Raw genomic sequence first — 19,906 nt, forward strand, 5'->3', positions numbered from 1 at the left:
GAGGCCGCTATGCGTTATTTGACAGATCGTAAACGTGTTGAGGGCAAGGGCGCCTCTGGAACCGGAACCGCAGATCACTGGTTCATGCAGGTAAGTGCCGTTGGCCTTGCCATTATCGTACCCGTGTTTGTTTTCATCTTTGGGTGTGCATTTGGTGGCGGCTATGAAGAAGTGATCGCGACATTCTCGCGGCCACTTCCGGCAATCGTCACGGCGCTTGTGCTGGTCTTCGGGCTTCAGCATTTCCGTAAAGGAGCTCAGATGATGATCGAAGATTACGTTCATGGAACCGCTGGCAAAGTTACTTTGATCGCGGTGATCCTCTTTTCCTACGGGTTGATGGCTGTTGGCCTCTTCGCCCTTGCAAAAATCGCGCTTTAAGGAGCTGGCTTCATGTCTGCATATGAATACGAAACCCACGAATACGATGTGGTTGTTGTTGGTGCTGGTGGTGCGGGACTTCGGGCGACACTTGGCATGGCGGAGCAGGGGCTACGGACTGCTTGTGTAACCAAGGTTTTTCCAACCCGCTCGCATACCGTTGCGGCGCAGGGCGGGATCGCGGCATCGCTCTCAAATATGGGTCCGGATAACTGGCAGTGGCATATGTATGACACGGTCAAGGGGTCCGATTGGCTCGGTGATACGGATGCGATGGAGTATCTGGCGCGCGAAGCGCCCAAGGCGGTTTATGAGCTGGAGCATTACGGCGTTCCGTTCTCGCGTACCGAAGAGGGCAAGATTTACCAGCGCCCGTTTGGCGGCCACACAACCGAGTTCGGCGAAGGCCCTCCCGTACAGCGTACCTGCGCAGCTGCGGACCGTACGGGCCACGCAATTCTTCACACGCTTTATGGCCAATCTCTCAAGCATAACGCGGAATTCTTTATCGAGTATTTCGCGATTGACTTGATCATGTCCGAAGACGGCCAATGCCAAGGTGTTGTTTGTTGGAAGTTGGACGATGGCACAATCCACGTGTTCAACGCTAAGATGACTGTGCTTGCGACGGGCGGTTATGGTCGTGCATTCTTTAGCGCAACATCCGCGCATACATGTACAGGTGACGGCGGCGGCATGGTGGCGCGCGCTGGGCTTGCTTTGCAGGATATGGAGTTCGTGCAATTCCACCCAACGGGTATCTACGGCTCTGGTTGCTTGATCACAGAGGGCGCGCGCGGCGAGGGGGGGTATCTTACTAACTCCGAGGGCGAGCGTTTTATGGAGCGTTACGCGCCGACCTATAAAGACCTCGCGCCGCGTGACTATGTTTCGCGCTCCATGACAATGGAAATTCGCGAAGGTCGCGGTGTTGGCCCTGATGGTGACCACATCCACCTGAACCTGAGCCACCTTCCCAAGGAAGCACTGGCCGAGCGTTTGCCGGGCATTTCAGAAAGCGCGCGCATCTTTGCGGGCGTGGACGTAACTAAGGAACCGATCCCTGTTCTTCCGACTGTTCACTATAATATGGGTGGTATTCCGACGAACTATTTCGGTGAAGTTCTGAACCCGACAAAAGAAGACCCCAACGCAATCCTTCCAGGTTTGATGGCTGTGGGTGAGGCGGGCTGTGCGTCTGTGCATGGTGCGAACCGTCTTGGTTCCAACTCGCTGATCGACCTTGTTGTGTTTGGCCGTGCCGCCGCGATCAAGGCTGGCAAAGTGGTTGATGCCGAGGCTCCGAACCCAACTCTGAACCAATCATCCGTGGACGCAGCACTCGACCGTTTTGACGGCTTGCGCCACGCGAAAGGCAACATCGCAACCGCAGAATTGCGTCTGGAAATGCAGAAAACAATGCAGTCCGATGCCGCTGTTTTCCGCACTGACAAAACGCTTGCCGAAGGCGTTGAGAAGATGACGGTCATTGCTGGCAAGGTCGACGATCTGAAAGTTACGGATCGGAGCCTTGTTTGGAACAGCGACCTGATGGAAACGCTTGAGCTTACGAACCTTCTTCCCAATGCGATGGCAACGATTGTCGGAGCTGAGGCGCGCAAAGAAAGCCGCGGCGCGCATGCGCATGAGGACTATTCGAAGCGCGACGATGAAAACTGGCGTGTTCACACCATCAGCCGCGTGGATGGCAACAAAGTTGAGTTGTCCTATCGTCCGGTTGTGAAAGATCCGCTGACGACCGAAAAAGAGGGCGGGATCAGCCTTAAGACTATCGCGCCGAAAGCGAGGACGTTCTGATGCGTTTGATTGCCGGAACGTTGGGGCTGTTGATGGTCGCGGCCTGTGGGCCGACCCAGACGCGCGCGCCTGCGACGGAGGCAGAGTGTCAGGCCGCATTGGCGAGCCGTTCGGGGCTTTCCTTCGACAGCGCAGTTGCACGGGATAGCTATTTCAACCGTCTTATCGACGGCGTGGAAACGGACAGCAATGGCCTACGGTTCCCGTACCTTGAGTGTCTGAACCGTGCTGGCGCGCTCCCTGCGGGCGTCGAATTTGAAAGTAGCGCGGGCTATGTGCCAACAAGTCAGCGTGGTCGCTATGGCAGCAATGTCCTGAGTGATGGCGCGAGTTATCGCACAGAGTCATTCAAACCTACTCCAGCGCCTGCTCCAACGGTCGTATCCGCGACGCCCAAGTCCGCACCAGCAGGTAAGCTTGCGCTGCCTACGCAGTATCCGCTGCAAGCTGGCGATGCAGAGCTTTGGACGACACTTACATTGGAACAGCAAAAACGGGCGCTTTCCTTCCTTGAGACAGGGAGCACGATCCGTTCGTCCCTTGAGGGGGATATCTAATGCGCAACAAACGAGCCATCGAAGCCATGCGCGCTTCGACCAAGCCACAAAGAAACGGGTGCTAACATGGTAGAGTTTACACTTCCCAAGAACTCCAAGGTCAAAGTGGGCAAGACATGGCCCAAGCCCGAGGGCGCGACGAATCTGCGCAAGTTCCAGATTTACCGTTGGAACCCTGATGATGGTAAAAATCCACAGATTGATACGTATTTCGTCAATCTGGACACCTGCGGACCGATGATTTTGGATGGTCTTATCCAAATCAAAAACGAGATCGACCCGACGCTGACGTTCCGCCGTTCGTGCCGAGAAGGCATCTGTGGTTCTTGTGCGATGAACGTGGGGGGCATCAACACGCTCGCATGTATCTATGGCATGGACGAGGTAAAGGGCGACATCAAGATTTACCCGCTTCCGCATATGTCGGTCGTCAAGGACTTGATCCCCGATCTCACACATTTCTACGCACAGCACGCGAGTGTGATGCCGTGGCTTGAGACCAAGACAAATCGCCCCGCCAAAGAGTGGAAACAGTCCATTGAGGATCGCAAGAAGTTGGACGGCCTCTATGAGTGCGTGATGTGCGCGTGTTGCTCAACGAGCTGCCCAAGCTACTGGTGGAACAGCGATAAATATCTCGGGCCTGCCGCACTTCTGCATTCCTATCGCTGGATTATCGACAGTCGCGATGAGGCCACAGGCGAGCGTTTGGATGATCTTGAGGATCCGTTCAAGCTCTATCGCTGTCACACGATCATGAACTGCGCCAAGACTTGTCCTAAGGGTCTTAACCCCGCCAAGTCGATCAGCAGTATCAAGAAGATGATGGTCGAGCGCGCGGTATAGCGCATCGAGTAAAGGCCGGCGATGAGACGCCGGCCTTTTTCGTTTAGGCGAAGGCCGCTTCGAGTGCGATTTCTACCATATCGCCAAAGCTCTTCTCGCGGTCCTCACTCGGGAGGGCCTCACCCGTAAGCAAGTGATCCGAAACGGTGAGCACAGCAAGCGCGCGGCGGCCATGACGTGCCGCGAGGTTATAGAGCTCTGCTGCTTCCATCTCGACGCCTAGGATGCCGTGACGAACCATTTGCTCGTTCAGGTCTGGCCGCTCGTCATAGAACACATCGCTTGAGTAAATGCCGCCCACATGCGTTGGCGTGCCGCGCGATTCAGCGGCGTCGGCTGCTGCACGTAAAAGCCCATAGTCGGCGCACGGAGCAAAGTTCATTTCCTTAAAAATCCCGCGCGAGGGTGTCGAAAGCGTCGTGGCCGTCATCCCGATAATGACATCCCGAACCTTTACGCTTTTCTGCATCCCGCCGCAGGAGCCAATACGGATCAGGGTCTTGGCGTCATATGTGGTGATCATTTCATTCACATAGATCGACAGGCTCGGCATACCCATGCCTGTGCCGTGAATCGTAACACGATTTCCCTTCCACATGCCGGTGAAGCCAAGCATTCCGCGCACTTCATTCACCAATTTGATGTCCGTCAGGAAGGTCTCGGCGGCCCATTTTGCGCGATACGGATCGCCGGGCAAGAGAACGGTTTCTGCGATATCGCCAGGGGCTGCGCCAATATGGACTGTCATGTGAACCTCGATAATTTTGACTGGATGGACAATCTCTGCACAATGCACACGCCGAGCGCAAGGTTCGAGTTACTCTGCAGCGAGGGACGTGGCGTCGACCAGATCAACGATATCAAACATGATTTTATTCATCTCAAAGTCCTTGGGCGTATAGATGCGCGCAACCCCGCGACCAAGAAGTTCCTGCTCGTCATCCTCTGGAATTATGCCGCCCGCTACGACAGGAATATGACCAAGGCCCGCGCTTTGCATCCGTTCAATGACTTCGGTAAGTAGGGGAATGTGGCTCCCCGAAAGGATCGATAGCCCCACGATATGCGCGTTTTCACGCTTTGCGGCGGCCACGATTTCCTCGGGCGTTAGGCGGATACCTTCATAGCGAATGTCCATCCCGCAATCGCGTGCGCGTGTCGCAATCTGTTCGGCGCCGTTGGAGTGCCCGTCAAGCCCAGGCTTCCCGACCAAAAGCGTTAGGCGTCGGCCCATTCTTGCACTGACCAGATCAACCGCCGAGCGTATGTCTTCAAGTCCTTCAGTGCGGTTTGAAATGGTCTTGCGAACTCCAGTCGGTGCGCGGAACTGGCCAAACGTCTGGCGCAATACATCGCCCCATTCGCCAGTCGTAACGCCCGCCTTGGCGCAGGCAATTGACGGAGGCATGATATTAGCGCCCCCTTCTGCGGCCGCGCGAAGAGCGTCAAGCGCGTCTTGGGCTAGGGCCTCATCGCGCGCCTCTCTGAAGGCATTCAGGCGGTCTATTTGATCCGCCTCTGCCTCGGGGTCGGCTTCCATAATGGCACGATCGCCTGCGGTGAGCGGGCTCTCGGTTGTTTCCGTCCAGCGGTTCACACCCACGACGGTGGTCTCACCGTTTTCGATTTTGCGAAGCCGTTCTGCGTTGCTGTCCACCAAGCGCGATTTCATGTACTCAATCGCTGCGATCGCTCCGCCCATATCGTCAATAAGGCCAAGCTCTTCGCGCGCGCGCTTCTTTAGCTCATCGACCTTGCGGTTGATCGCAGGATTCTCGTCAAAGAGGTCATCGTATTCCAGAAGGTCGGTTTCATAGGCTAGGATTTGCTGCATGCGGAGCGACCATTGCTGATCGAACGGGCGTGGCAGCCCGAGGGCTTCGTTCCATGCGGGAAGCTGCACAGCACGGGCGCGCGCGTTCTTGGAAAGGGTCACCGCCAGCATTTCGATGAGAATGCGATAGACGTTGTTTTCCGGCTGCTGCTCGGTCAGGCCGAGGCTGTTCACTTGGACGCCATAACGAAAGCGTCGAAATTTTGGGTCCTCAATGCCATAGCGCTCGCGTGTGATTTCGTCCCAAAGCTCAACGAACGCACGCATTTTGCATAGCTCCGTCACAAAGCGAATGCCTGCATTCACGAAGAAGCTGATGCGCCCGACCATTTCGGGGAAGTGCTCTGCTGGTACCTTTTCGCGCAGGTCGTCGAGCACAGAGATCGCGGTTGCGAGGGCGAAGGCAAGCTCTTCTTCCGGTGTCGCGCCCGCTTCTTGTAAGTGATAGGAGCAGATGTTTGTGGGGTTCCATTTCGGGAGGTGCGCGCGTGTATAGGCCGCGACATCCGTCAACATCCGCAACGATGGCTCTGGCGGACAGACGTAGGTGCCGCGGCTTAGGTACTCTTTGATGATATCGTTTTGCACCGTCCCTTTGAGGGCCGAGATGTCCGCGCCTTGCTCCTCTGCCACCGCGATATAGAGCGCAAGTAACCACGGCGCAGTCGCGTTGATCGTCATTGAGGTGTTCATACGTTCGAGCGGAATATCGGCAAACAGCGCACGCATGTCTCCGATATGGTCGATAGGGACGCCTACTTTGCCCACTTCGCCGCGCGCTAGCACATGATCGCTGTCATATCCCGTCTGAGTGGGGAGGTCGAACGCGACCGAGAGGCCCGTCTGACCTTTCGCAAGGTTTGAGCGATAGAGAGCGTTTGATGCGAGGGCCGTCGAGTGGCCAGCATAGGTCCGAAACAACCACGGACGTGTTTTCTCTGAATTGGTCATCTCGACTCCATGAGTAACTTTATCTCTCATTGAATATCGTATTGGTAATTTAATTGCTTTGTCAATCTCTGCGTTGCAGCATGCTGGGCTTTACCTTAGGGCGCGGTGCTGAAATTCTGGCACGATGTTTGAAACAGTCCAAATTCCGGTGTGGCTCATTTCGATCGTGGCGTTGCTGGCTGCGGTCTCTGCGTTGGAGCGTATTCTCGTACCCTCAGTACGCTGGTTTTTTCGTCGTCGGATGGAGCGGGTCGTAGCGCGTTTGAACGAACGTCTGGAGCGTCCCATAGAGCCGTTCAAGCTCGCACGGCGCCACGATATGATCCAGCGATTGATCTATGATCCCAAGGTTGCTGAGGCCGTCGCAGAGCAAGCAAAGGAAGATGGGATTCCCGAAAACGTCGCCTTTGAGGCGGCTCATAGGTATGCCCGCGAGATCGTTCCCTCGTTCTCTGCAACAGCATATTTCGGATTTGCTACACGGATCACGCGATGGCTTTCGCGCGGTATCTATCGGGTGCGGATTGCCTATCGTGACGAAAAGAGCATCGCGGAAATAGAGCCAAGCTCGACCGTGGTCTACGTGATGAATCACCGCTCGAACATGGATTATTTCCTAGTGACCTACCTTGCAGCGGAGCGCACGGCGCTCTCTTATGCGGTTGGAGAATGGGCGCGCGTGTGGCCGCTTCAGGGACTTCTGCGGTTCATGGGGGCCTATTTTATAAGGCGGAAATCAAACAATGTCCTCTATCGTCGTGTGCTAGGGCGCTATGTCCAGATGGCGACAGAAGCGGGCGTTGGGCAGGCCGTATTCCCAGAAGGGGGGCTTTCACTAACGGGCGAAGTTAAGCCGCCAAAGCTTGGAATCCTGAACTATGTGATCTCGGGATATCACGGCGACGAAGGCCGCGACGTGGTGTTTGTTCCCGTTGCTTTGAACTATGATCGCGTGCTTGAAGACCGAGTGCTGATCGAAGCCGCGACGGCTGGTGGTCGAAAATTTCGATTTGGTCCGTTCAGTATGCTCGGCTTTGTGTTCCGCCAAATTCGCTTTTTCCTGACGGGTAGATTCCACCGCTTCGGCTATGCAGCGGTGAGCTTTGGTTCGCCATTATCGCTTCGTGAATTTTCCAAGGACATGGATGTGCGCAGTTCCGAAGAACTGACCAAAAATGTTGGGCGAGAGCTTATGGCACGAGTTCGACAAGAGGTTCCCGTTCTGCCGGTTCCGTTGGTGGCTTACATTCTTTGCCGCGCGCAGGAGCCTTTGGCGCGAGAAGAGGTAGAAGCTCAGCTCGTTCAGATCGTTGAAAAATTGCGCGATTGCAGCGCGCAAGTTCATTTGCCACGCGATAATACGAATTATGCAACGCAAGTCGGCTTGCGTATGTTGCTTCTGCGGCAATTTATTCGCGAAGATGATAGTGGTATGATAATTAACGAAAAATCGCGTGACTTGGTGGAGTATTACGCCAAATCTATTGCGCATATTGTCGATGCTGAAATTGATGAGAGAGGGGATCGTCCAGAATTGAAATAGTAATTAAATTGCAAAAATATACTAATTATTGTTGTAAAGTTACTTTCGAAATATTAGCCATAGGGTGAGACGCAGTGATTCTGCGCTGCAGAAACCAATGGAGGCCCCCATGGCTCTGGATGTTGAGACTACCAAAACGCATTATGATGCACCCAAGCAGGAACTATATGAGGTTGGTCAAATGCCACCTCTGGGACATGTACCGTCCAAGATGTACGCGTGGGCGATCCGCCGTGAGCGTCACGGTGAGCCCGATAAATCATTCCAGCTAGAGGTCGTAGAGACTCCAAAAATCGACAGCTACGAAGTGTTGGTTTTGGTGATGGCGGCTGGTGTGAACTATAACGGTGTTTGGGCGGGGCTTGGCGTTCCGATTAGCCCGTTTGACGTTCACAAGGCGGATTTTCACATAGCTGGCTCTGACGCATCCGGAATTGTTTGGGCTGTTGGCGACAAAGTTACGCGCTGGAAAGTCGGAGATGAGGTTGTGATCCATTGCAACCAAGACGACGGCGACGACGAGGAATGTAACGGCGGTGATCCGATGTTCTCGACCTCTCAGCGGATTTGGGGATATGAAACGCCTGACGGGAGCTTTGCTCAGTTTACGCGCGTGCAGGCGCAACAACTCATGCCGCGTCCCAAGCATCTGACGTGGGAGGAGAGCGCTTGTTATACGCTTACACTTGCGACGGCGTATCGCATGCTCTTCGGGCATCACCCGCACGAATTGAAGCCCGGACAGAACGTTCTGGTTTGGGGCGCGTCGGGCGGTTTGGGAAGCTATGCCATCCAACTTATTAACACTGCTGGCGCGAATGCAATTGCGGTCATCTCGGACGAGGATAAGCGCGATTTCGTGCTTGGGCTTGGTGCGAAGGGCGTTATCAACCGCAAGGATTTCAATTGCTGGGGACAACTACCGACGGTTAATAGCCCAGAATATAAGGAATGGTTTGCCGAGGCGCGCAAGTTTGGCAAGGCGATCTGGGATATCACCGGCAAGGGTGTGAACGTCGATATGGTGTTCGAGCATCCGGGAGAGGCGACATTCCCTGTTTCGACATTCGTGTGCAAACGCGGTGGGATGATTGTGATCTGTGCGGGGACAACGGGATATAACCTGACTATGGACGCGCGCTATGTCTGGATGAATCAGAAGCGCATTCAAGGCAGCCACTTTGCCCACCTCAAGCAGGCAGCGGCGGCAAACAAGTTGATGTGCGAACGCCGGCTTGATCCCTGCATGAGTGAGGTTTTCTCGTGGAAGGACATCCCACAGGCCCACCTCAAGATGCTCCGTAACGAGCATCAGCCCGGCAATATGGCGGTTCTGGTGCAGGCTCCTCGGACTGGCCTGAAAACCTGGGAGGACACGCTCGAGGCGCAGCCCTAATGCGAACGTAATGCTCGGAGAGCGTGTTATACGCTGGCAACCATAGGGGCAGCCCTATAATGTTCGCTTATGAACGTGCCGAGCATTACATATTCCGACGATCAGGCCGAAGCCTTTGATCGCGTTACAGAAGTTCTTCGCGAGGCTGGCGTCGATCTGGAAGATTCCATTTTGACGCCACTCAGCGAGGGCAAACAGAAAACACTCGCAGTTATCGGCAAAGCAGGCTCCGGCAAGACGCTCCTGCTGGCAGAGTTGTATAAGGCGCTTGAAAGCGCAGGCGTTGACGTTGTTTCCGGAGACTATGAAGGAAAAAAGCGAAAAACACGCCGCACATTGGCGATCCTTGCCCCCACCAACAAAGCGGCAAGCGTTCTGCGGAACAGAGGCGTTCCCGCGACCACGATCCACCGCATTCTATACACTCCCGTCTATGATCCTGAGTACGAGAAAATCGCCGAGTGGCTCGCGGGCGAAGGGGAGCGACCCGACATTGAGGGGCTAACGGATGCGGCGCTTGATCGTGCATTAGCGTTCTTTCAGACCAACAAGTCGGTCCCTGGTGCGCTGGCTGCGGCTGGGTTGCGTGGATCGGATTTTATCACAGGGTGGAAGCGGCGCGATGATCCGCTGGATATCGGGTTTATTGATGAAAGCTCGATGCTCGATGAAAAGCAGTACAACGATCTGCGCGAAATTTTCCCGACGTTGGTGCTGTTTGGTGATCCGGCACAGCTTGCGCCGGTTGGGCAGTCTGGTGAGATGATATTTGATCGCTTCAAAGGCCGCCAAAAGATGGTCCTTTCACGGGTTCATCGCCAGACCCAAGATAACCCGATTTTGGATTTGGCGCATGCCTTGGCCGATGAATCCCTTACGTTCGAGGGGTTCGAACGTATGATTGAAGAAGCCGCAGCCAAGGACGACAGGGTTGTTATGGCACAGCGGGTTGAAAGCGATTTGATGGCGCGTTCGCCCGTTTTGGTGTGGCGCAATGCGACGCGGGTGAGACTCATACAAGCGTTTCGTGGAGCTTTTGGCGCGCCGGGGGATATGCTTTTGCCGGGGGAGCCGTTGATTTGCGACGGGATTGAACTTCCGATGAAGCACCGCAAGAAACGGATTGATCTAGAGGCGCGGGGGCTGATCAAAGGTGCGCAGGTTGTGTATCTTGGGGCAGGGCGCAAGGCTGGTTTTTCGCGGCTTCATGTCATTGGCGCCGAAGACCCCCAAGTGAGTGCCGCCTCGATCGTCAAAATCGAGTTTCCTGACGAAGAAGAGCCCTTCATCCCCTATGCAGCACGAATGGGGGCGACGTTTTTGCACGGAGCGGCCGTAACAATTCACAAGGCACAGGGCTCGCAGTGGGAGAATGTTCAGGTGTTTGCGCCTGATCTCTATGCTGCGGCGCGGATGGGACGAATTGAGGCTGGCCAGCCACTTTGGAAGCGCTTGGCATATGTCGCGATTACCCGCGCGGAAAAGCGGCTATTTTGGGTGGTGCGTAATCGATTGGCTCGTCCGAGCGGGCCACTTTCCACAGATGATTTGCAGGCGGCGCCTGTCGCCCTGAAGCTTGAGATTGAGAACGAGGAGAATGAGGCATGAAGTCGATCATTGTTACGGGCGCGAGCGGCGGCTTGGGGGCCCTAACTGCGGAACTGTTCCTTAAGAATGGTTGGCGCGTTGGGATGATAGCACGCAGTCAAGACAAGCTAGAAGAGGTGGCCAATGGAGCCGAGAATGCCGTGCTGCTTCCTTGTGATGTGACGAATGAGGACCAAGTCGTCAATGCGTTTGATCAATTCGACGGGACACTGGACGTGTTGTTCAACAACGCTGGCAGTTTCGGTGTGGCAGCAACAATTGATGAGATCACGCTGAGCGAATGGCAGCGCGTGGTGGATGTGAACCTGACGGGAATGTTTCTGTGCGCACGGGCGGCCTTTGCTCGTATGCGCCATCAGAAACCACAAGGAGGGCGCATCATTAATAACGGCTCGATTTCGGCAACAACTCCGCGCCCTGGATCGGTTTCGTATACCTCGACCAAGCATGCAATTTCGGGGATGACCAAAACGATCGCGCTCGACGGACGGCCGTTCAGCATCGCTTGCGGTCAGATCGATATCGGCAATGCCGCCAGTGCCATGACCTCACAAATGTCGGGCGGTGTGCCGCAAGCGGACGGGTCGATTAAGCCAGAACCCGTTATGGCGGCAGATAACGTATCGAGCACGGTTTTCCACATGGCGAACCTTCCGCTGGATGCGAACATCCTGAATGTCACCGTCATGGCGAGCGATATGCCCTTTGTCGGGCGTGGTTAGCTGCGCTTGTATCCGAAGACTGCGCTTGCTCCCCAGCCAGCCAAAATCGCGATGAAAAGCGAGAGTAGGCCGTAAACAAGTGGGGTTTCATACGCGAGGTTATAGAGCCAACGTTCAAGCCCTACTTTCTGCACCTGAATTTGCGTTTCATAGCTGTTGATGACCTCTCGGTCCCGCAGCAGCATGAAGCGCGTAAGGTACGTGCCCTCGGTTAGGTTCGCGGGGAGCGCGATAGAAGTGCGAAACAAGGTGTCGTCCGCCAGCGCGACTTTGCCCTCGAGGTGCTGGTAAAGGCCGTTTTCCCTACGGATGCGGATCAATGCTTCGGTAAAGCGAGCAGAATCCGTGATAGACGCGGGCGCGCCGACAGAACGGATCGCCCTGTTTATGCTAACTTTATGGCGAAGGTCTTCTGTGCTTGAGAGGATCGTTTTGAGCGGACCCGTTGTGGCCACCGCATAGAAGCTAGGCGCGGAATCGACCTCAACGGCATCGGTGTTCACCCAGATACCCGCGCGGTTGCTCTTGCGCCGCACCATGACGGGCGTCGAGGGGCCCGAGACCGTGATGATAACGTCAAGCGGTGTTTCGGTTGGGATCGGCGTCTCACGTTTCACCGCGCCAAAGATGAGGATTTCCGAGCCGTCGAAATTTGCCGTAATCGAAACGCGGTTCTGGCTTAGGCCAGCAACGACTTCTTCTTGTGCAGAAACCGCAGAAGCGAACAGCAGTCCGATTGTTAAGAACAAGCTCCGCATTATTGCCCGCCAATGGTCGTAAGAGAGTAAAGTTCTTTGGGTTCTAGGATGAGGTCAAGTCCAAGTTTTCCACAGACAACCAGTACGAGGAGCGCAAGCAGAATGCGTAACTGCTCGGCCTTAAGTTTCACACCGATTTGCGTTCCATACTGTGCGCCGATCACGCCACCGATCAGCAGGAGTACGGCGAGAGGCATATCCACCGTATAGTTCGTTGTGGCATGAAGCAGTGTCGTCGCTGAGGTAACAAAAATGATCTGGAACAGCGATGTACCGATCACCACTTTGGTCGGCATTCCCAGTAGATAGATCATTGCCGGTACCATAATAAAGCCCCCGCCAACGCCCATAATCGCGGCAAGTACCCCCACAAGGACACCGACAAGGAGCGGTGGGATGATGCTGATATAGAGGCCCGAAGTACGGAACTTCATTTTGATGGGAAGGTTATGAACCCAGTTGTGTCTGCGCCGCGTTGAGATCGGTCCGCCGTTGCGGGCACGCATGATGGCGCGCAGGCTTTCGACAAACATCAAGCCGCCGATAATCCCAAGGAACACAACGTAGGCGAGCGTCACAAGAAGATCGACCTGACCGATTGATTTGAGCGCGCTAAAGAGTTGGACCCCAAGGGCCGCCCCGACGAGGCCGCCCGCAAGCAGCACCGTTCCCATTCGAAGATCAACGGTCTTGCGTTTCAGATGCGCCAACACCCCAGAGAACGAAGACGCTACGATCTGGGTTGCGCCCGTAGCAACCGCAACGGCGGGGGGGATGCCAATAAAAAACAAAAGGGGCGTCAACAAGAAGCCCCCTCCAACACCAAACATACCAGACAGAATTCCAACAAGCCCACCCAGCCCCAAGAGGAGGAAAGCGTTGACCGACACTTCGGCGATTGGAAGGTAGATTTGCATGCGAGAATCCTAGCGTATCACGCGCCTTATAGTTGGTCGCAAGCAAGATGTTTAGCCTGCTTGCGACGGATCTAATTACCTAATGCGATTATCGCACATTACTTTTCCTTAACGTATGGCTTCCCGCCTGCACGTGGAGGAATAGCTTTGCCCACAAACCCAGCGAGGATAATCACCGTTAGGATATAGGGTAGGGCATCAATGAACTGCGATGCAACGCTGACGCCCATGAAAGAGCGATTTTCCAAGTACGGTGCCGCCGCCGAGAGGAAGCCGAAGAGCAAACACGTGCCCATCGCCTGCCACGGGCGCCACTTCGCAAAGATGAGTGCAGCAAGGGCAATATAGCCGCGACCCGCGGTCATATCCTTTACGAACCCTGCCGCGAAACTCGCCAGATATGCGCCCGCTAGGCCACATAGAATACCTGCGATAACAATCGCACTATACCGCAGACGCACAACTGAAACGCCAGCCGTATCCACCGCTCCTGGGTTCTCACCAGCCGCACGAAGGCGTAGGCCAAAACGCGTGCGATATAGAACGAACCATGTCAGCGGCACTGCGAGCAGCGCGACATATACCAGAATAGTATGACCTGATAGCAATTCCGAATAGATCGGGCCAAGGATCGGAACACCTTCGATTGCTTGGGCAAACGGAAACTCGATATTCTGGAAGCGAGCCTCTGGCGGCAAAGAGGGCGTGCGCCCGCCAAGCGAGAACCATGCAGCGCCGACCACAATTGACAGGCCGGCAGCAAGGAAGTTTATCGCAACGCCAGAGATAAGTTGATCGCCACGGAAGGTGATCGAAGCAACTCCGTGCAGCAATGACAGCGCCATCGACGCTGCAATACCTGCAAGCATTCCAAGCCAGATCGACCCGGTTGCATATGCGACGCCGCCCGTAAGGAATGCTGCACCGAGCATTTTACCCTCTAGGCCAATATCTACGATACCTGCGCGCTCGGAGTAGAGGCCGGCCAAACAAGCCAGCAAGAGCGGAGCGGCATAACGAAGCGTGGAATCCAAAATCGGGATAAGCGTGTTAAAGAATTCCATGGCTTAGGCCCTCTTCGACTTGTCGAGTTTAATGAAGATCCGATTGACCGGCCCACGGACCATGTAATCGAGAGCGCCAGTCAACATAATCACAATCGCTTGGATCACAGTGACCATCTCGCGCGGGATGCCGTATTCAAATTGAAGCTCCGCACCACCTTGCCAGAGGAAACCAAACAGGATTGCCGCGAGGATCACGCCGACTGGGTGGTTGCGCCCCATGAGAGCCACAGCAATACCGATAAAGCCCGCACCTTCGACGCTGTTGTGGATAAGGCGTTCTGCCTCGCCCATAACGTTGTTTACAGCCATGAGGCCAGCGAAGGCTCCGGAAATCAACATGGTGATAATCATGATCTTGGCGGGCGAGATACCAGCATAGGTCGAGGCGGATTCAGAGTGCCCGATGGCGCGTATCTGATAGCCAAGCCGCGTATGCCACATCAGCACCCAGAAGAACAAACAACAAAGAAGCGCAACAAGGAAACTAATATTCGCGGGCGCATGTTTTGAGAACTCGATCCCGAAAGGAGCGAGCATTTCATGGAACGTTGGCAAGTGCGCACCTTCTGGGAAGGACGCCGTTTCGGCCGCCATTTTGCCCTTAACCTTCATCGGTCCAGTCAAAAGATAACCCGTTAGCGCGGCCGCCATGAAGTTGAACATGATCGTCGTAATAACGATGTGGCTACCGCGTTTGGCCTGTAGGTAAGCAGGAATAAATGCCCAAGCGGCGCCAAACAAACCGCCGAAGATGATCGCAGCAGGAAGCGCAAGCGTCCAATGCGGCCAAGGGAGCGCAAGAAGGATTACCGCGACGCCCAAGCCACCAATTGTCGCCTGTCCTTCACCACCGATGTTGAACATGCGCGCATGAGAGGCGATGGCCATCGCAAGGCCGGTAAAGATAAAGTTCGTGGAGTAATAAAGCGTATAGCCAACTCCACGCGAACTCCCGAAGGAGCCGTTAATCATCGTTCCAAGGGCATCAAACGGGTTCGTGCCAATCGCGGCCAGAACACAGCCCGAGATCACAAACGCGATGAGGAGGTTGATGAATGGAATGAGGACGACGTCGGCCCATCTTGGCGTTTTGTTCATTTGTCTTCTCCGCCGTCTGCATCGGGTGTCATACCCGCCATCATCATGCCTAGCTCTTGCTCATTGGTTTCGCTGGCAAGGCGCTCACCCATAATTTTACCATCAAACATCACGGCAATACGATCGGCGAGCGATAGGACCTCTTCGAGTTCAACTGAAACGAGAAGGATCGCTTTGCCTTGATCGCGAAGCGCCACGATCTGCTGGTGAATAAATTCAATCGCGCCGATATCCACACCGCGCGTCGGTTGCCCGATAAGCAATAGATCGGGGTTACGCTCGATCTCGCGGGCAAGGACGATTTTTTGTTGGTTCCCGCCCGAGAAGCTCTCTGCATGGAGGCGCGGATTAGGCGGGCGCACGTCAAAGCGCTCCATCTTGCCTTGCGTATCCTCAAGGATCGCTTTGTTATCCATGATAAAGGCGTTCTTGTTGTACTTCGGGTCGTTTTGATATCCGAAAGCAACGTTTTCCCACGCTTCAAAATCAAGGATTAGCCCGTCTTCGTGACGGTCCTCGGGCACGTGCGCGATACCACGAGCGCGGCGCGATTGGCCGTCGCTTGCTTCGCTTAGGTCAATCGGTTCGCCATGAAGCAACACGGTGCCGGTTGCATTTTCGTAACCGCCCAGAACCTCAAGGAGTTCGGACTGGCCGTTGCCGGATACACCCGCGATCCCAAAGATTTCACCCGCTCGAATGTTGAATGAAATGTCCTTTAGGCGCACTACATTCTGTTCATCAACGACGCGAAGGTTTTGAACAGAAAGGATTTCTTTGCCCGGCGTTGCTGGCGTTTTATCAACACGCAGAAGAACTTTGCGCCCAACCATGAGCTCGGCGAGTCGCTCGGGATTAGTTTCTGATGTTTTGACCGTCGCAGTCATTTCCCCGCGACGCATCACGCTAACGGTATCAGTGATGTCCATGATCTCGCGAAGCTTGTGCGTGATCAGGATAATTGTTTTCCCAGAGGCCCGAAGCCCCTCGAGAATACGGAATAGGTGGTCGGCCTCATCGGGCGTAAGAACGCCGGTTGGCTCGTCCAGAATAAGGATTTCGGCTTCTCGATAGAGCGCCTTGAGGATCTCAACCCGCTGGCGGTGCCCAACGGATAGGTCCTCAACCAGCGCGTCGGGATCGACATTTAGCTCGTACTCTGCCGAAAGTTCGGTGAGGAGCTTGCGCGCTTTGCGAAGGCTCGGCGTCAGGCGCCAGCCATCTTCGGCACCGAGAACGACGTTCTCAAGGACCGTGAAATTTTCAACCAGCTTAAAGTGCTGAAACACCATGCCGATGCCTGCCTTGATCGCCGCTTGGCTGTCAGGGATCAGGGTGGGCACGCCATCAATTATTATTTCGCCCGCATCGGCCTTGTAGAAACCATAGAGGATCGACATGAGCGTCGATTTCCCTGCGCCGTTTTCGCCGATGATGCCGTGAACGGTGCCTTTTTGAACGGTGATCGAGATGTCCTTGTTGGCTTGCACCGGCCCGAAAGCCTTGGAGATGCCACGCAGTTCGATCGCGGGGGCGGGGGACGTCGAGGCGGCAGTTTCCTGCCGCCCCGTTTTCGTTACCGTCTTCATTCTAACTTAGAACGCAGGGCAAGATTCATCGGACATGTAGTCATGTACCGTGATTTCGCCAGCGATGATTTTCGCTTGTGCTTCTTCAACAGCTGCTTTCATTTCGTCAGTGAGAAGCGCTTCGTTGTGCTCGTCCACAGCATAGCTGACGCCTTCGTTTGCAAGGCCCATTGCAACAAAGCCAGGCTCTACTGCTTCGCCAGCTTTGAAGCTTTCGTAAACGGCGTTATCAACACGCTTTACCATGGATGTCAGAACCGAACCTGGCTGAAGGTAGTTTTGGTTGCTGTCTACACCGATGGAAAGGATGCCTTCGTCAGCCGCAGTTTGAAGCACGCCGAGGCCAGTACCGCCAGCCGCTGCGAACACAACGTCCGAGCCTTGGCTGATTTGACCGCGTGTAAGTTCGCCGCCTTTAACTGGGTCGTTCCATGCAGAAGGCGTTGTACCTGTCATGTTTACGATCACGTTAATCTCTGGCTTGGTTGCTTTCGCGCCTTGTGCGTAGCCACAAGCAAACTTGGAGATCAGCGGGATATCCATGCCGCCTACGAAGGAAACTGTGTCAGTCTTGGACGCCATCGCCGCAAGTACACCCACGAGGTAAGAGCCTGTGTGCTCGTTAAATACGATGCTGCGCACGTTGGGCTGATCCACAACCATGTCGATCAATACGAACTTGGTGTCTGGGAAATCAGGTGCAACAGTGTCGAGCGCGGAAGCAAAAGAGAAGCCAGCCATAACAACTGGGTTGTTGCCGTTCTCAGCAAAGCGGCGGAGGATCTGCTCGCGCTGTGCGTCAGTGGACAATTCGAATTCGTCGTAAGAACCGCCTGTTTCTTCTTTCCAGCGCTCAGCACCGTTATAGGCCGCTTCGTTGAACGATTTGTCGAATTTACCGCCGAGATCAAAGATCATCGCAGGGTCGGCCAGTACTGCGCCAGCCGAAAGGGCTAGAGTCGCAGTTGCGCCAAGGATGGATTTCATGAGGGTCATTATACTCTCCCAGTTGTTGTATTAGGGCGTCATACCATGCATGACGTTACCCTTTGTTAAGAGCAGATCACAAGAAGATCATCGGGTATTTAGGAGAGAGTCTGACGCCAAGGTCAATAATTTTTTGATCAAGTGGTCACAAACGTTACGGAAATATTTGATTTTGGGCGAAATTGGATGGTTTTTCAGACCAAATTCTTGCGCATAACCAATGCGTCCAAAAAAGCGCCATTTGGCGAACGATAATATTTTGTACGCCGTCCAGAATCGTCGTATCCAGCGGCGCTATAAAGCGCGATTGCGGCGTGGTTATCTGTGGCTACTTCAAGGAACGATTCTGTTGCTTCGCGCCTTCTCGATTCTTCTTCGAACTGCTCCAATAGGGTGCGTCCTGTCCCCTGTCTGCGGGCTTCTGGAGGAACGGCAACGGTAAGCAGTTCTGCTTCGCCAGCTACGGCCCGACCTAGCGCAAATCCACCTTGATGCTGAATGAGAAAAACGTGCTTTTGATCAAGGAGCGCGGAAAACTCGGCGGCTGACCATGGTCGCGGCGTGACGAAACACCGTGCATGGAGGTCGGCAAGTGCGTCGATCATGGCGCCGCGTCAAGAATAGTGGGCGGCGCGTCCTTGGCTGGGGCGGCATCGGCCGCGCGCATATAGAACGGCGCAGGTCGCTGCGTCGGATCTTGTGAGGCAAAGCGTTCAGACGCGATGCGCGCGATGGCTTCGGCGATGGGCGTTTGCGCCTCGGGGAAGTCCGATTGGCCAACTGGGCCAACGGATTTTGCGCCTGCAACACGCGCTTGCGCATCCTCAAGAGAAAGCTGTTCAACTGGCGCGCCATGATCGCCAACTTTTTGAATGTAATACATATTCCGACGCGCTGGGATTAGTGAATAAACTGGGCGCGTTACGCCAAAAGCTTGTGCCTCAAGTGCTGTGACCCCAACCGCCGGTATTCCTAGCGCTAGCGCCATCCCGCGGGCGCAGGCTACAGAAATACGGATTCCCGTGAAATTTCCCGGACCGGTTCCAACACCAATCGCGTCGAGATCGGACCAATTGTGCCCAGCTTGGGCCAGTGTGGATTCTAGAATGGGCACGAGGTTTTCTGCCTGCCCTTTTTGCATTGGGGCGTATTGTTGTGCCAAAACGAGATCGCCAGACAGCAACGCGGCCGCACAATGGGCGGCCGACGTGTCAAATCCAAGTACAAGTGGAGCGTTAGGCGGCAACCGGACGCACCTCAAGCACTTCTGGGATGTAATGGCGCAACAGGTTCTCGATGCCCATTTTCAAAGTAAGCGTGGAGCTTGGACAACCCGCGCAGGCACCTTGCATGTGAAGGTAAACAATCCCGCGATCAAAGCCGTGGAACGTGATGTCGCCACCATCTTGGGCAACTGCAGGGCGCACGCGTGTATCCAAAAGCTCTTTGATTTGGTCAACGATTTCGCTGTCTTCTCCTTCGTGCGCGGCGTGGCCTGCGGAAGGCTGACTATCGGTCGTGAGCGCAGGTTGGCCAGACTGGTAATGCTCCATGATTGCGCCGAGAATGGCGGGCTTTACATGGTCCCATTCTGTTGTGTCGCTCTTGGTGACGGTCACGAAATCCGAACCGAAAAACACACCCGTTATACCACTGATTGCAAAAATGCGCTGGGCAAGGGGCGAGCTGTCGGCGGTGTCGGCGCTCGGGAAATCTGCTGTACCAACTTCGAGCACCGTCTGACCGGGCAGGAATTTTAGTGTTGCAGGGTTTGGTGTGGACTCGGTTTGGATAAACATAAGGGCCTCCGTTCAGCCATAGATATGCGCCTCTG

Annotated in this window: 19 protein-coding genes; 8 read left to right on the top strand and 11 right to left on the bottom strand. The window is 54.9% G+C overall.

Annotation, left to right across the window (positions count from 1 at the left end; all coding sequences use genetic code 11):
* Window positions 1-9 precede the first annotated feature (9 nt).
* From sdhD to ACFE33_RS05230, 4 genes are all read left to right on the top strand, one after another.
* Window positions 10-381, top strand: a complete 372-nt coding sequence (gene sdhD, locus ACFE33_RS05215; protein ID WP_380057820.1) for a succinate dehydrogenase, hydrophobic membrane anchor protein — start codon at window positions 10-12, stop codon at window positions 379-381.
* A 12-nt stretch (window positions 382-393) separates the two neighbouring features.
* Window positions 394-2,199 carry a succinate dehydrogenase flavoprotein subunit gene (gene sdhA / locus ACFE33_RS05220; protein ID WP_380057822.1) on the top strand — a complete coding sequence of 602 codons (1,806 nt, stop codon included), beginning with the start codon at window positions 394-396 and terminating at the stop codon, window positions 2,197-2,199.
* Window positions 2,199-2,756: a hypothetical protein gene (locus ACFE33_RS05225; protein ID WP_380057824.1), complete on the top strand. Its 558-nt coding sequence runs from the start codon at window positions 2,199-2,201 to the stop codon at window positions 2,754-2,756. Before sdhA ends, ACFE33_RS05225 begins: the two co-directional genes overlap by 1 nt.
* Window positions 2,757-2,822: 66 nt before the next feature.
* Window positions 2,823-3,602, top strand: a complete 780-nt coding sequence (locus ACFE33_RS05230; protein WP_380057825.1) for a succinate dehydrogenase iron-sulfur subunit — start codon at window positions 2,823-2,825, stop codon at window positions 3,600-3,602.
* Window positions 3,603-3,645: 43 nt separating this feature from the next.
* On the opposite strand, the gene deoD is transcribed toward ACFE33_RS05230, so the two are convergent.
* Together deoD and ACFE33_RS05240 are read right to left on the bottom strand one after the other, a co-directional pair.
* On the bottom strand, window positions 3,646-4,350 hold the full coding sequence (gene deoD, locus ACFE33_RS05235; protein WP_380057827.1) for a purine-nucleoside phosphorylase: 705 nt from the start codon (window positions 4,348-4,350) through the stop codon (window positions 3,646-3,648).
* Window positions 4,351-4,419: 69 nt separating this feature from the next.
* Window positions 4,420-6,417: a protein meaA gene (locus ACFE33_RS05240; RefSeq protein ID WP_380057829.1), complete on the bottom strand. Its 1,998-nt coding sequence runs from the start codon at window positions 6,415-6,417 to the stop codon at window positions 4,420-4,422.
* 94 nt (window positions 6,418-6,511) lie between these two features.
* On the opposite strand from ACFE33_RS05240, the gene ACFE33_RS05245 reads away from it, so the two are divergent.
* From ACFE33_RS05245 to ACFE33_RS05260, 4 genes are all read left to right on the top strand, one after another.
* Window positions 6,512-7,930 (top strand): 1-acyl-sn-glycerol-3-phosphate acyltransferase, encoded by a 1,419-nt coding sequence (locus tag ACFE33_RS05245; protein ID WP_380057831.1) that lies wholly within the window; start codon window positions 6,512-6,514, stop codon window positions 7,928-7,930.
* Between the two features lie 109 nt (window positions 7,931-8,039).
* Complete coding sequence (gene ccrA / locus ACFE33_RS05250) at window positions 8,040-9,326, top strand: crotonyl-CoA carboxylase/reductase (protein WP_380057833.1); 1,287 nt, start codon at window positions 8,040-8,042, stop codon at window positions 9,324-9,326.
* Between the two features lie 69 nt (window positions 9,327-9,395).
* Window positions 9,396-10,934, top strand: a complete 1,539-nt coding sequence (locus ACFE33_RS05255; protein WP_380057835.1) for an ATP-dependent RecD-like DNA helicase — start codon at window positions 9,396-9,398, stop codon at window positions 10,932-10,934.
* A complete protein-coding gene (locus tag ACFE33_RS05260; protein WP_380057837.1) occupies window positions 10,931-11,656 on the top strand; it encodes an SDR family oxidoreductase in 726 nt (241 codons plus the stop codon). The genes ACFE33_RS05255 and ACFE33_RS05260 overlap by 4 nt, the downstream gene beginning before the upstream one ends.
* Here ACFE33_RS05260 and ACFE33_RS05265 read toward each other — a convergent pair.
* The 9 genes from ACFE33_RS05265 to ACFE33_RS05305 all read right to left on the bottom strand — a co-directional run bounded on the left by ACFE33_RS05265 (window position 11,653) and on the right by ACFE33_RS05305 (window position 19,871).
* On the bottom strand, window positions 11,653-12,414 hold the full coding sequence (locus ACFE33_RS05265; protein WP_380057839.1) for a TIGR02186 family protein: 762 nt from the start codon (window positions 12,412-12,414) through the stop codon (window positions 11,653-11,655). The genes ACFE33_RS05260 and ACFE33_RS05265 overlap by 4 nt on opposite strands.
* The gene (locus ACFE33_RS05270; RefSeq protein WP_380057840.1) at window positions 12,414-13,331 is read right to left on the bottom strand and encodes a sulfite exporter TauE/SafE family protein; all 918 of its coding nucleotides are present in this window, start codon (window positions 13,329-13,331) and stop codon (window positions 12,414-12,416) included. Before ACFE33_RS05270 ends, ACFE33_RS05265 begins: the two co-directional genes overlap by 1 nt.
* Before the next feature lie 98 nt (window positions 13,332-13,429).
* The gene (locus ACFE33_RS05275) at window positions 13,430-14,395 is read right to left on the bottom strand and encodes an ABC transporter permease (protein ID WP_380057842.1); all 966 of its coding nucleotides are present in this window, start codon (window positions 14,393-14,395) and stop codon (window positions 13,430-13,432) included.
* Between the two features lie 3 nt (window positions 14,396-14,398).
* Window positions 14,399-15,496: an ABC transporter permease gene (locus ACFE33_RS05280; RefSeq protein ID WP_380057843.1), complete on the bottom strand. Its 1,098-nt coding sequence runs from the start codon at window positions 15,494-15,496 to the stop codon at window positions 14,399-14,401.
* Complete coding sequence (locus tag ACFE33_RS05285) at window positions 15,493-17,085, bottom strand: ABC transporter ATP-binding protein (RefSeq protein WP_380057844.1); 1,593 nt, start codon at window positions 17,083-17,085, stop codon at window positions 15,493-15,495. Before ACFE33_RS05285 ends, ACFE33_RS05280 begins: the two co-directional genes overlap by 4 nt.
* 6 nt (window positions 17,086-17,091) lie before the next feature.
* Window positions 17,092-18,081, bottom strand: coding sequence for a BMP family protein (locus ACFE33_RS05290; RefSeq protein ID WP_380057846.1), 990 nt, complete (start codon window positions 18,079-18,081; stop codon window positions 17,092-17,094).
* A gap of 185 nt (window positions 18,082-18,266) precedes the next feature.
* Window positions 18,267-18,677: a ribosomal protein S18-alanine N-acetyltransferase gene (rimI, locus tag ACFE33_RS05295; RefSeq protein WP_380057848.1), complete on the bottom strand. Its 411-nt coding sequence runs from the start codon at window positions 18,675-18,677 to the stop codon at window positions 18,267-18,269.
* Window positions 18,674-19,318: a tRNA (adenosine(37)-N6)-threonylcarbamoyltransferase complex dimerization subunit type 1 TsaB gene (tsaB, locus tag ACFE33_RS05300; protein ID WP_380057849.1), complete on the bottom strand. Its 645-nt coding sequence runs from the start codon at window positions 19,316-19,318 to the stop codon at window positions 18,674-18,676. Before tsaB ends, rimI begins: the two co-directional genes overlap by 4 nt.
* Window positions 19,308-19,871 carry a NifU family protein gene (locus tag ACFE33_RS05305; RefSeq protein WP_380057851.1) on the bottom strand — a complete coding sequence of 188 codons (564 nt, stop codon included), beginning with the start codon at window positions 19,869-19,871 and terminating at the stop codon, window positions 19,308-19,310. Before ACFE33_RS05305 ends, tsaB begins: the two co-directional genes overlap by 11 nt.
* Between the last annotated feature and the right edge of the window lie 35 nt (window positions 19,872-19,906).

Source organism: Falsihalocynthiibacter sp. SS001, assembly GCF_042445055.1.
GTDB lineage: Bacteria > Pseudomonadota > Alphaproteobacteria > Rhodobacterales > Rhodobacteraceae > Falsihalocynthiibacter.